Source organism: Bacillus sp. FSL M8-0025 (genome assembly GCF_037975475.1).
GTDB classification, from domain to species: Bacteria; Bacillota; Bacilli; order Bacillales; family Bacillaceae; genus Bacillus; species Bacillus subtilis.
Window position 1 is genome coordinate 4,058,656 of the sequence record NZ_CP150258.1, and the last position, 12,598, is coordinate 4,071,253.

Sequence of the window (12,598 nt, forward strand, 5' to 3'; positions counted from 1 at the left end):
ATCCTCTTATTTCCATTTACTCAAAATAGGATATAAGAGCAGACAAACTAACAAATACAAATTGAGCATCCCATATATCGGATACAAGAACGCGATCAAATCAGAAAATCCGAAAGAAGTAAAAGGTACCATTAACACTAACAAAATCAACACAATCATCCATCTCGGCATATGAATAAACGCCATCAGCCGGCTGGACAGCCCCAGCAAACCAGCTACCGTCGTCGTGTAAATCGCCAGGCACAGCACCGCCGTCATACATAAAAAAAGGAAATAAGGCGCACCCTCCAGAACGGCAAACAGCGGTATTTCAAACTGAGAAAGGGAGCCCGCCAGCTCCACCAACGTTTCATTATAAACAAATGAGATCACGCCAAAAATAAGACCGCTTGCCACACTTGCGATTTTTGCTTCTCCGAGCCCTTTCATCTCTTTCCCAACAGAGGATAAAATCGCAACAACTGAAAGGATGTTTAAAGAGGTAAACGTAATGCTCGCAGGCCAGTTATACTGCTGGGACAAATCAATCGTCCACGTATGGTGATGTGTGCTCTGAAAGGAGATCAGCGCATATAAAAGCCCCGCTACTAACACAGGAATCAAAATACTATTTATAGATAATATTCCTTTCACATCCCACAAAAACAAACACACTGTCACGATGCAAATCAGCGTGATTCCCCACCAGAAAGGAAGCTTGTACATTTGCAGGGTCACACCGCCTCCGGCAATCATCACCATAGTCGTCGAAAACAAATAAAAAATGATGAGGACATCATAAATTTTCGCCAGCCATGGCCCCATTAAATGCTCCAGAACCGGCAGAAAATGAGTGGATTGAACCTTAAAACTGATTTTCATCACAATATAAGACGAGAAAATGAACATAATTGTAAACAGCACAATAGCAAGTCCGCTTTCCGCCCCAAAAAACTGCCATATCTCCTGACCGCTCGCATATCCGGCCCCGATCAAGCTCCCTAATATGAGCAGCATCCACTTCATTCCGGCTCTCCACAACACTATCACCTCATAGACAAAGTTCAGCTTGTTCCCGTTATTGTTACTATATAAATAAAAGAAAGCAAACATGCCATATTTTCATAGACATTTAAATACAAGGTGAAATTATCATACGAAATACACATAAAAAAAGACTGCTAATATGGCAGTCTAAAAAGAGATATTTATTTGTTTGTCCGCGGAATGAAGAAGTGAACTTCACTCTTCACTTTTTTCTAACCATTCCTACCTATTCAAGTGTTTCATAAACAGACCATTGCTTGATCATGATCGAGGCAATGGGGGACAATACTTGTAATCGCCCACTAACCATTCATATCATGCCCTCTACTTTTTTTAAAATCTCCGGTGCCATACACAAAGCATAAAAAATCATACTGCTGGATATACTGTAAACAAGCTTACATAACTACACACCATAGCAATTCTGTTACCTACTATAACAAGGAAGTGAAACCCATGAATCGAAAAGGCGGGCTTTTTTCCTCTCAGGAACGAGTAAAGCAATATGTTTCACATACAGATGCTGCAGCAGCAAAACAAATCCAAACCATCCTTTCTTCATCCTTACGTAAAGCTGCCGGCAAACCAATTGTTGTGGTTTGTATCGGAACAGACCGTTCAACCGGTGACTCATTAGGCCCGCTCGTAGGAATGAAACTCAAACAGATGCAGCTCACCAGATTCCATGTCTACGGAACCTTATCTGACCCCGTCCATGCTGTGAACATGAAGGATAAAATCAATGACATTCATAAATTACATAAAAACCCATTTGTTATAGCAGTCGATGCATGCTTAGGCCGCGTTAAGAGTGTGGGTTCATTTCAAATCGGGGACGGGCCATTAAAGCCCGGAGCCGGTGTACAAAAAGACCTTCCTGAAGTGGGAGATCTTCATATTAACGGAATCGTGAATGTGAGCGGTTTCATGGAATATTTTGTATTGCAAAACACTAGACTCAACTTGGTCATGAATATGGCAAATGTTCTAGCGGAAGGTTTGAGTTTAACAGATCGGACAGAGTGGAGGCAAGAACGCATTAACCCGCTGCAAAGGCTCACTGGGCGCATATAAAACAAAAACCATCTTCGCTTGAAAGATGGTTTTTTCATTTATGATTCTCGTTCAGACAAAAGCTCTAAAATCCGGTCAAGGTCTTCATTAGAGAAAAATTCAATTTCGATTTTGCCTTTTTTCTTCTGTCTTTTAATATTAACTGTTGTTCCAAAATAATTTTGGAGATAGGATTCTCGTTCTTTTAGAACCGCATCTTTCACAGGTTCTTTTTTCTTTGTTTCACGTGGAACATTCTGATTCAACTGCTGAATCAGCTGCTCAAGCTGGCGAACATTGAGCTGCTCCGCAATCACTTTTTGTACCAGCGGTTCAAGCTTATTTTTGTTTTTTAAGCCAAGAAGCGTGCGTCCATGTCCCATAGAAAGCGTGCCTTCGGCAATAAGCTGTTGAATATTTTCTGGCAGTGTCAGCAGTCTTAAATGATTCGCAATATGCGGTCTGCTTTTCCCAAGACGTTTGGCAAGCTGCTCTTGTGTGAGATCTAAGTGTTTCAAAAGGGAGTCATATGCCTGAGCCTCTTCAAGCGGAGATAAATCTTCACGCTGAAGGTTTTCTAATAAAGCAATTTCCCTCATTAACGCCTCTGATAATTCACGGACAATGGCCGGAACTGTATCTAAACCTGCCAGCTTTGCCGCTCGAAAACGCCGTTCACCCGCAACAATATCATAGCCTTTTAAAGATTTTCTGACGATAAGCGGCTGAAGAATGCCATGCTGCAGCACAGATTCTTTTAGTTCAGCTAATGCCTCGTCATCAAAGTGTTTTCTTGGCTGATAAGGATTAGGGCGTAAATCGGCAATTTTAATTTCTTCAACTGTCTCTTCAGACAAATCTACCTGATTAAATAACGCATTAATCCCTTTTCCAAGGCCTTTAGCCATTCGCAGCCACTTCCTTTGCTAAATCTAAATATACTTCCGCACCTCTTGACCGCGGATCGTATAAAATGATGGGTTTTCCGTGACTCGGTGCCTCACTCAGACGGACATTACGCGGAATAACTGTCTTATATACTTTATCCCTAAAATACTTTTTAACCTCTTCAATCACTTGAATGCCAAGGTTTGTCCGGGCATCAAGCATTGTCAGCAATACACCTTCAATCATTAAATCAGTATTCAAATGCTTTTGCACAAGACGTACTGTATTTAATAACTGGCTGAGCCCCTCCAAGGCATAATATTCGCACTGTACAGGAATCACAACGGAATCCGAGGCAGTAAGGGCATTAATCGTCAGCAAGCCCAATGACGGCGGACAATCAATGATAATATAATCATAATTTTGCTTTACTGCTTCAAGCGCTCTCTTCAATCTCACTTCTCTTGATATTGTAGGAACCAGCTCGATCTCAGCCCCTGCAAGCTGAATCGTCGCAGGAATCACATCCAAGTTCTCTACTGTCGTTGCTTTAATAATATCTATTACATCTGCATCATCTACTAAAATATCGTACACACACTGCTCTACATCGGCTTTTTCAATCCCTAATCCGCTTGTCGCATTTCCCTGCGGATCAATATCTACCAGCAGAACCCTTTTCCCTATGTAAGCCAAACATGCCCCAAGGTTGACAGACGTCGTTGTTTTACCGACCCCGCCTTTTTGGTTCGTAATTGCTATGATTTTTCCCACGATGTCACCTACTTTCACATGAACATGTACTATCTTGCTTCTATTCTATCAAAAAAAGATTAAAGCGTTTCATTTTTTTCATCATTTTGTTCCGAATCAGAAGGGAAATAATTGAAAATTCAAGCACGCTTTATGCTTTCTCTTATAAATTCTGCAATTTCTATGTTTTTTTGACTTAAAAAAGGAATTTCTTAAAGAAAAAAAGAAGAAGTCACAGTACAGAACGTGGAAACAGGATGGTGAGAAAATGGTTTATCAAACGAAGAGAGATGTACCCGTTACGCTGATGATTGTGTTTCTCATATTACTGATACAAGCAGATGCCATTGTTCCTTTTGTGCTGGGAAATATGAGAGTTTCCGGCTGGATCATTTTTATTCTGCTGACTCTTTTAAATGGACTCATCATTTGGAGCTTTATTGACCTAAAATATGTATTGAAGGAACACCATCTGATCATTAAAGCCGGATTGATCAAACATCAAATTCCTTATGAAAACATCGATAAAGTCGTTCAAAAAAAGAAACTGTGGTCCGGTTTTCGTCTGATCGGCTCTCGCCATGCCATCACGATATATTATCAGGGGGGATGGGGACATGCAGTGATTTCACCGCAAAAATCTGAAGAATTTATCCACAAGCTCAAAGACAAGAATTCTAATATAATAATTTTCACTAAAAGTAAGTGATTACCTTTTATTAAAAATATAAAAAGCTCTCCTGCTTTTCAGGAGAGCTTCTATTTTGGTATGCGAATCGTTAATTGAATATATTCTTCAAATTCTTCTTCTTCCGTATTCAATTTTACACCGCTGTCTTCTACCATTGATAGTGACTGGCGAATCGTGTTCATCGCAATTCTTGTATCTCTGCTGAATGCTTTGCGTCTCGGCTTTGGCTTTCTCTGGCCTTGCTCCAGCATTTTCACCACGCGGTCTTCCGTCTGCTTTACATTTAAACTTTTCTCAATAATCTCTGTGAGCAGTGTGACTTGGAGCTCAGGCTGTTTCAGCGGAATCAGCGCTCTGGCGTGGCGCTCGGTGATTTTCTTCTCCATAATCGCCTCTTGGACCGGCTGAGGCAGCTTTAATAACCGAAGCTTATTCGCGATTGTAGACTGCCCTTTTCCTAAGCGCTGTGCGAGTGCCTCCTGTGTTAAATCATGCAGCTCAAGCAGCCTAGCATAAGCATGCGCTTCCTCAATAGAAGACAGTTCTTCCCGCTGCAAGTTTTCGATTAACGCCACAGAAGCGGTTTCCGTGTCGGAAAAATCCTTAATAATTGCCGGAATCTTTTCCCACTCAAGCGATTGCACCGCTCTCCAGCGTCTTTCACCTGCAATGAGTTCGTATTGGCCTTCTTCTTCTGTATGCCTAACAACAATCGGCTGAATAATGCCGTGTGTATGAATGGTCATTGCTAACTCTTTGATTTTTTCATCTGAGAAAATGGTGCGTGGCTGAAAACGGTTGGGAACGATAGCATTTACCGGTATTTCCAGAATCTCTTCTTTGTTTGTATCATGTTCAGCAATCTCCGGCTCCTGTTCCTTCTCACCAAGCCCGAAGAAACGAGAGAATGAATGCTTCATGTACCTACACCACCTTTAAAAACTGCCATTTTTATAATTCTATTTTCTCATGGTTTTTCCTGCTGTACATCCATCAATTTTGATGAAAATATGATGGTATTGTCATATCAGGCTGTCTAAATTACCCTTCAATTGGCGATTTATTAGGAGTTCCCGGTTTTCTTGGATACTTCTTAGGTGTATTTTTTATTTTGCGTATCACCATAATATTACGATCGCTTTCTTCAATAGGCAGCTTAAAAGAATGGATATTCTCAAGTTCTCCTCCAAGCGTCGTGATTGCTTTTTTGCCTGCATTCAGTTCTTCTTCCGCTGATGCGGCTTTTAAAGCAACAAATAAACCGTTTTTCTTCACCAGAGGCAAGCAAAGCTCACTCAAAACAGATAATCTCGCAACTGCTCGCGCTGTCACAATATCATAGCTTTCACGCACGTCTTTCCGTTGCCCGAACGTTTCAGCTCTGTCATGGCAGAATGTTGTATTCTCCAATTGCAAAGCCTCAGATAACTTTTCTAAAAACGTGATCCGTTTGTTCAGTGAATCCACGATTGTGACATTGAGGTGCGGAAAGCATATTTTTATCGGCAGACTTGGAAAACCCGCTCCCGCTCCAACATCACAAATCGTGTTCACCTGATTGAAGTCGACATAAAAAGCAGCTGTAATGGAATCATAAAAATGCTTTAAATACACTTCTTTTTTCTCTGTTATTGAAGTGAGATTGATTTTTTCGTTCCATTCAACCAGCATGTCGTAATACAGCTCAAATTGCTCCAGCTGACTGGGAGAAAGGGAGATCCCTTTTTCCGCCAAACCAGAAGTGAATTCTTCAATATTCATGCCGTCATCCTTTCTATTCGGCTATCTTCGCAATGCGTCCCTGCTCTAAATACACCAATAGAATTGAAATGTCCGCCGGGTTTACACCGGAAATGCGGGAAGCCTGGGCAACAGACAAAGGCCGTACATTTTTCAGTTTTTGACGCGCCTCGGTCGCAATCCCCTTAATTGCGTCATAATCAATTCGGTCTGGAATTTTTTTATTTTCCATCTTCTTCAGTTTTTCCACTTGCTGAAGAGATTTTTCAATATATCCTTCATATTTCACTTGGATTTCTACTTGTTCTGCCACGTCTTGAGGAACCGGCACTTCTGGCGGCGCCAGTTTTGTGACTGTTTCATAGTTCATTTCAGGACGTTTCATCAAGTCTGTGCCGCGAACTCCATCTTTCAATTCGCTTCCGCCAAGAGAACGGATATATTCTTGATTTTCCGGAGACGGCTTGATAATTACAGAATGAAGACGTTTTTTCTCCGCCTCGATCGCCGCTTTTTTCTTCTCAAAAGCAGCATAGCGCTCATCAGAAATCAATCCAATGCGATGTCCGATTTCTGTCAGACGCAAATCAGCATTGTCATGGCGAAGCAGCAATCTGTATTCCGCACGTGATGTCAAAAGACGATATGGCTCATTGGTACCTTTTGTCACAAGGTCATCAATCAGAACACCAATATAGGCGTCAGAACGGCTTAGAATTACTTCTTCTTTTCCAAGCGCTTTTCGTCCTGCATTGATTCCCGCCATAATCCCTTGTCCCGCAGCTTCTTCATAACCGGATGTTCCGTTAATTTGGCCTGCAGTATAAAGGTTTGTGATTTTTTTGGTTTCAAGTGTCGGCCATAGCTGTGTCGGTACGATTGCATCATACTCGATCGCATAGCCGGCTCTCATCATTTGCACGTTTTCAAGTCCAGGAATCGTTGCAAGCATTCTTTGCTGTACGTCTTCTGGAAGACTTGTAGATAAACCTTGGACATAGACTTCCTGTGTATTTCTGCCTTCCGGCTCAAGGAAGATTTGGTGACGCGGTTTATCATTAAAACGGACAACTTTGTCTTCAATGGATGGGCAGTATCTTGGGCCCGTACCTTTGATCATACCGGAATACATCGGTGAACGGTGCAGGTTGCTGTCAATAATCTCATGTGTCTCAGGGCTTGTATATGTCAGCCAGCAAGGGAGCTGATCTGTGATATATTCCACTGTTTCATATGAGAAAGCGCGAGGCACATCGTCACCAGGCTGAATTTCCGTTTTGCTGTAATCAATCGTGTCGCTTTTAACGCGAGGCGGCGTACCTGTTTTAAAACGAACAAGGTCAAAACCGAGTTCCTCCAAATGCTCAGAAAGCTTAATAGAAGGCTGCTGGTTATTCGGGCCGCTTGAGTAAGACAGATCGCCAAGAATGATACGTCCTCTTAAATATGTCCCTGTCGTCATGACAACTGCTTTCGCACGATAATGTGCGCCTGTTTGTGTAATAACGCCTCGGCATTCGCCGTCTTCAACGATCAGCCGCTCCACAATTCCTTGCAGCAATGTTAAGTTTGGTTCTTTTTCAAGCGTATTTTTCATTTCGTGCTGATATTGGAATTTGTCTGCTTGCGCACGCAATGCACGAACCGCAGGACCTTTTCCTGTATTCAGCATTCTCATTTGAATATGTGTTTTATCGATGTTTCTTCCCATTTCTCCGCCGAGCGCGTCAATTTCGCGGACGACAATCCCTTTTGCGGGGCCGCCGACAGACGGATTACATGGCATAAATGCAACCATATCTAGGTTGATGGTCAAGACAAGCGTTTTGGCGCCTTGGCGTGCAGATGCGAGGGCAGCCTCAACACCGGCATGCCCGGCGCCAATCACAATCACATCGTATTGGCCTGCTTCATACCCCATGATTCTAGTTCCTCCTTTAATTATTTTCCTAAACAGAATTGAGAAAAGAGCTGATCAATTAAGCTTTCGTGGACAGAATCTCCAATGATTTCCCCTAAAAGCTCCCAGCATCTTGTAAGGTCAATTTGCACCATGTCGATCGGGACATCCTGTTCGATGCCGCTAAGCGCATCTTCAATGGCGCGTTTTGCTTGCTGTAAAATAGAGATGTGACGTGTGTTGCTGACATAAGTCAGATCATCGCTTTCAATGGCACCCGTGTAGAACAGTGATTGAATCGCTTCTTCCAGATCATTGATGCCTTCCTCTTTTAAAAGAGATGTCGTAACAACTGGACGTCCATTGGCAAGCTCACGGACACGTTCAGTGTCAATCTTCGCCTCAAGGTCAGTCTTATTCAAAATCACGATAACATCCATGCCCTCAACGGCTTCAAAAAGCTTCACGTCTTCTTCAGAAAGCTCTTCACTATAATTAAGCACAAGTAAAATCAGGTCCGCTTCCTTTAGGACCTGGCGAGAACGTTCAACACCGATTCGCTCAACAATATCCTCTGTTTCACGAATACCTGCTGTATCAACCAGACGAAGCGGAACGCCCCTTACATTCACGTATTCCTCAATCACATCCCGTGTCGTTCCGGGAATATCGGTTACAATGGCTTTTGCCTCATGAACGAGGCTGTTCAGAAGAGATGATTTTCCTACGTTTGGCCGGCCGATAATGACGGTAGAAAGACCTTCACGTAAGATTTTTCCTTGCTCAGAAGTCCTCAGCAGCGTCTCAATTTCCTTTTTCACGGCGGTTGCCTTTTCGACTAAAATCTGATGCGTCATTTCCTCTACATCATCATACTCCGGATAATCAATATTCACCTCAACATGGGCCAGTGTTTCTAAAATCTCACTGCGCAAACGGCGCACCAAAGCAGAAAGACGCCCTTCCATTTGATTCATAGCAACGTTCATTGCCCGGTCCGTTTTCGCTCTGATTAAGTCCATAACCGCTTCCGCCTGTGAAAGATCGATTCGGCCGTTTAAAAACGCACGTTTCGTAAATTCACCAGGCTCTGCCAGTCTCGCTCCCTCTCTCAATGCAAGCTGAAGCACTTGGTTCACAGTCACAATTCCCCCGTGACAGTTAATCTCGATGACATCTTCTCGTGTAAAAGTTCTCGGTGCTTTTAACACTGATACCATTACTTCCTCAACGACACGATCCGAAGGTCTGTCTACGATATGACCATAATGAATCGTATGTGATTCGACCGAGCTGAGTGTTTTCCCCTTCGGTCCCTTATAAATTCTATCTGCGATTTGAATGGCTTCTGGTCCGCTCAACCGTACAATCGCAATCGCGCCTTCTCCCATCGGTGTGGAAATTGCCGCAATTGTATCCATGTTGTTCACCTCTCTTTACTTATACTTCATCTATATAAAAAAATTTTTATTATGCCAAAACTAAAAGATAACATAGTTTGGTTCGAAGTGGAAGATTTGTTATCCACAGAAATAGAAATTCGTCCCTTATTACTTTAACTTATCCACATGTGAATAACAATTAATTTTATTTCCTGAACTTCCTTTTTATCAACAGGATACACCTAAAAAGAAAAAACTTAAACGGTAAAACCTTGATATTACTAGGAAAAGTAGATTTTTCGGATACAAAAAAACCGAAATCCAATTTTTATCGGACTTCGGTTTTATGCTATCTTTTATGGGAAATAACGAGATGACGATTTTCGCCTTCACCCATTGAATATGTTTTGATCTGGTGGTTTGCATATCCAGAAAGAGTATCGTGAATAATTTTTCTTTCGCTGGACGGCATGGGCTCAAGCTGGATGGATTTTTTCGTTTTCAAAACCTGGTCAGCAAGCTTGATGGCCAGCTGGCTCAGTGTTTCTTTTCTTTTCAAACGATAGTTTTCTGCATCCACCGTCACATTTTTATATTGGCCTGGATAACGGTTAAGGGCAAGCTGTGTCAAAGTTTCAAGGGCGTTTAAGGTTTGTCCTCTTTTCCCAATCAACAATGCTGCCTTTTCACCTGTTATATGATATCTCACTGTCTTTTTGCTTTCTTGAACAGTCACATCAGACTTCCCGGCAATGGATTCGGCAATCGTTTGAAGATATAACTTCGCTTGCTGAATCGGATCAATCTTTTCAACCAGCTTTACGATCGCAGGCTTTTTACCGAAAATACCGAGAAACCCTTTGTTTCCCTCTTCAATAACAGTAATTTCTACCTTATCCTTCGTTAATCCCAACTCTTGCAATCCGGACTGTACTGCTTCATCGACATTTCGCCCTGCAGCAGTCACATTCCTCACTTTTTCTTTCCTCCGGCTTTTTGCGGCTCAGGATTTTTTTTAATATCAGGTCCTTTAATGAGGAAAGTTTGCGCAATCATAAACAAGTTACCAACTACCCAATAAAGAGAAAGAGCCGCCGGGAAGTTGATCGCAAATACGATAATCATAATTGGCATAATCCAAAGCATCATCGCCATTTGCGGATTTTGCTGCGCATTGCCAGCCATCATCAGTTTTTGCTGAACAAATGTAGCGACACCGGCAACGATAGGAAGAATATAGTAAGGATCTTTTTCTCCTAAGTCAAACCATAAGAAGCTATGCTCTGAAATCGCCTGGGTTCTCATGATCGCATGATAGAATCCAATTAAAATCGGCATCTGGATCAAAATCGGGAAACATCCCGCCAATGGATTGACACCATGTTTTTGGAATAAAGCCATTGTTTCCTGCTGAAGCTTTTGCTGCGTTTTTTGATCTTTTGAGCTGTATTTTTCTTTAAGCTTTTGCATTTCCGGCTGTAAAGCCTGCATCGCTTTCGAACTTCTCAGCTGCTTAATCATCAGCGGTAAAATTAATAAACGAATTAAAATGGTAACTAGAATAATTGAAAGCCCGTAGTTATCTCCCGTCAATTTCGCTACATACGTAATGAGCTCAGACAATGGATATACTACGTACTTGTCCCAGAAATGCGGACTATCTGCAGTGATCGGCTCTTTCACACTCGAGCATCCAGCCAAAAGCATGAATACGCCAACCATACTTAATAGCAACCCTATTCTCCTTTTCAACAACATTTCCTCCTATAATTAATCTTTACACTCTTTTATTGCAAAGCATACTTGTATGTATTTTAGCATCTTTCAGTTTTAAATGGTGTCTTTTTCTGATCAACCAGAAAGGAAGCGCTTTTAAAAGTTGTAAGAAAGCAGTGGTGATGCCTACTTTGACGAAGATTTCTTATATAATGAAGACTTTCTGAATAGATGCTGCAGACTTTTTTTCGTTTCCTCATATGTCAGCTGGCTCGCCGGTTTTCTGGCAATAATGATGTAATCCTTTTCCTTCAGTCTCTCTTTCTCTTCAAGAAAGGCCTGCCGAATCAAACGTTTAATCCGATTTCGCATTACAGCATTGCCAATTTTTTTGCTGACGGAAAGCCCGACACGCAGTTCATCATTTTCAGGCTGATCAAGCGTATATAAGACAAACTGGCGGTTTGCAACTGATGTCCCATGTTTAAACACTTTTTGAAAATCTTCATTTTTCTTTAAACGATTTCGCTTCTTCAAATGACTCACTCCGATACTGGCTGGCAGAAACTTTTAAAATTTATTATGAACATGAGATGCATCTGAACCAGGAAGCATGCCCCGGTTCATTACGCATCACATCTATCTTTTCCCATAACGTGAAAAAAGACCACTGACATTATTCAGTGGCCTAAGCTGATAATACTTTTCTGCCTTTGCGGCGACGGCGTGCTAAAACTAGACGACCGTTTTTTGAACTCATACGGCTTCTGAAGCCATGAACTTTGCTGCGTTTACGGTTATTCGGTTGGAATGTTCTTTTCATTTATGACACCTCCCTCGAGGAATAGCTGTTAAAGACAGTCTTACTTATTATATTTGCGTTACCTATTCATTGTCAACTTCACTAGTGCTTTTATTTCTTGCAACCATAATAGGATACCATACCTTTTCAACTTTCGAAACCTTATTTTTTAGATTCCTTAATTTTACGGAAAAAAGACAAATCCAAACAATTTGCCCCTAAAATCACGCATGTGGATATCTTTTTCGGCTTTTTTTAGTATCCACAGAGGTTATCGACAACATTTTCACATTACCAACCCCTGTGGACAAGGTTTTTTCAACAGGTTGTCCGCTTTGTGGATAAGATTGTGACAACCATTGCAAGCTCTCGTTTATTTTGGTATTATATTTGTGTTTTAACTCTTGATTACTAATCCTACCTTTCCTCTTTATCCACAAAGTGTGGATAAGTTGTGGATTGATTTCACACAGCTTGTGTAGAAGGTTGTCCACAAGTTGTGAAATTTGTCGAAAAGCTATTTATCTACTATATTATATGTTTTCAACATTTAATGTGTACGAATGGTAAGCGCCATTTGCTCTTTTTTTGTGTTCTATAACAGAGAAAGACGCCATTTTCTAAGAAAAGGAGGGACGTGCCGGAAG

At 41.6% G+C, this 12,598-nt stretch carries 13 protein-coding genes; 2 read left to right on the plus strand and 11 right to left on the minus strand.

Annotated elements, in window-relative coordinates; translation table 11 throughout:
* Window positions 1-6 precede the first annotated feature (6 nt).
* Window positions 7-1,023 carry a membrane protein gene (locus MKX38_RS20955; protein WP_010886647.1) on the minus strand — a complete coding sequence of 339 codons (1,017 nt, stop codon included), beginning with the start codon at window positions 1,021-1,023 and terminating at the stop codon, window positions 7-9.
* A gap of 459 nt (window positions 1,024-1,482) precedes the next feature.
* Between MKX38_RS20955 and yyaC the strand changes: the two genes are divergently transcribed.
* Window positions 1,483-2,100 carry a spore protease YyaC gene (gene yyaC, locus MKX38_RS20960; protein WP_003226834.1) on the plus strand — a complete coding sequence of 206 codons (618 nt, stop codon included), beginning with the start codon at window positions 1,483-1,485 and terminating at the stop codon, window positions 2,098-2,100.
* A gap of 38 nt (window positions 2,101-2,138) precedes the next feature.
* On the opposite strand, the gene spo0J is transcribed toward yyaC, so the two are convergent.
* Both spo0J and soj read right to left on the minus strand, forming a co-directional pair.
* Complete coding sequence (gene spo0J, locus MKX38_RS20965) at window positions 2,139-2,987, minus strand: stage 0 sporulation protein Spo0J (RefSeq protein WP_003226832.1); 849 nt, start codon at window positions 2,985-2,987, stop codon at window positions 2,139-2,141.
* Entirely contained in the window at window positions 2,980-3,741 is a 762-nt protein-coding gene (gene soj / locus MKX38_RS20970) for a sporulation initiation inhibitor protein Soj (RefSeq protein WP_003219244.1), read from the minus strand. The genes spo0J and soj overlap by 8 nt, the downstream gene beginning before the upstream one ends.
* Window positions 3,742-3,988: 247 nt before the next feature.
* On the opposite strand from soj, the gene MKX38_RS20975 reads away from it, so the two are divergent.
* A complete protein-coding gene (locus MKX38_RS20975; protein WP_128993629.1) occupies window positions 3,989-4,429 on the plus strand; it encodes a PH domain-containing protein in 441 nt (146 codons plus the stop codon).
* A 50-nt stretch (window positions 4,430-4,479) separates the two neighbouring features.
* Here MKX38_RS20975 and noc read toward each other — a convergent pair whose 3' ends face one another.
* From noc to rpmH, 8 genes are all read right to left on the minus strand, one after another.
* Complete coding sequence (gene noc / locus MKX38_RS20980; RefSeq protein WP_003226829.1) at window positions 4,480-5,331, minus strand: nucleoid occlusion protein; 852 nt, start codon at window positions 5,329-5,331, stop codon at window positions 4,480-4,482.
* A 121-nt stretch (window positions 5,332-5,452) separates the two neighbouring features.
* Window positions 5,453-6,172 (minus strand): 16S rRNA (guanine(527)-N(7))-methyltransferase RsmG, encoded by a 720-nt coding sequence (gene rsmG, locus MKX38_RS20985; RefSeq protein WP_339188262.1) that lies wholly within the window; start codon window positions 6,170-6,172, stop codon window positions 5,453-5,455.
* Window positions 6,173-6,185: 13 nt separating this feature from the next.
* Window positions 6,186-8,072, minus strand: coding sequence for a tRNA uridine-5-carboxymethylaminomethyl(34) synthesis enzyme MnmG (mnmG, locus tag MKX38_RS20990; RefSeq protein WP_003226825.1), 1,887 nt, complete (start codon window positions 8,070-8,072; stop codon window positions 6,186-6,188).
* A gap of 20 nt (window positions 8,073-8,092) precedes the next feature.
* Complete coding sequence (gene mnmE / locus MKX38_RS20995) at window positions 8,093-9,472, minus strand: tRNA uridine-5-carboxymethylaminomethyl(34) synthesis GTPase MnmE (RefSeq protein WP_339188265.1); 1,380 nt, start codon at window positions 9,470-9,472, stop codon at window positions 8,093-8,095.
* Window positions 9,473-9,782: 310 nt separating this feature from the next.
* Window positions 9,783-10,409, minus strand: coding sequence for an RNA-binding cell elongation regulator Jag/EloR (jag, locus tag MKX38_RS21000; RefSeq protein WP_339188268.1), 627 nt, complete (start codon window positions 10,407-10,409; stop codon window positions 9,783-9,785).
* Window positions 10,406-11,191, minus strand: a complete 786-nt coding sequence (spoIIIJ, locus tag MKX38_RS21005; RefSeq protein ID WP_010886648.1) for a YidC family membrane integrase SpoIIIJ — start codon at window positions 11,189-11,191, stop codon at window positions 10,406-10,408. The genes jag and spoIIIJ overlap by 4 nt, the downstream gene beginning before the upstream one ends.
* A 144-nt stretch (window positions 11,192-11,335) precedes the next feature.
* Window positions 11,336-11,686 carry a ribonuclease P protein component gene (rnpA, locus tag MKX38_RS21010; RefSeq protein ID WP_003242628.1) on the minus strand — a complete coding sequence of 117 codons (351 nt, stop codon included), beginning with the start codon at window positions 11,684-11,686 and terminating at the stop codon, window positions 11,336-11,338.
* Between the two features lie 151 nt (window positions 11,687-11,837).
* On the minus strand, window positions 11,838-11,972 hold the full coding sequence (gene rpmH / locus MKX38_RS21015) for a 50S ribosomal protein L34 (protein ID WP_003178075.1): 135 nt from the start codon (window positions 11,970-11,972) through the stop codon (window positions 11,838-11,840).
* Between the last annotated feature and the right edge of the window lie 626 nt (window positions 11,973-12,598).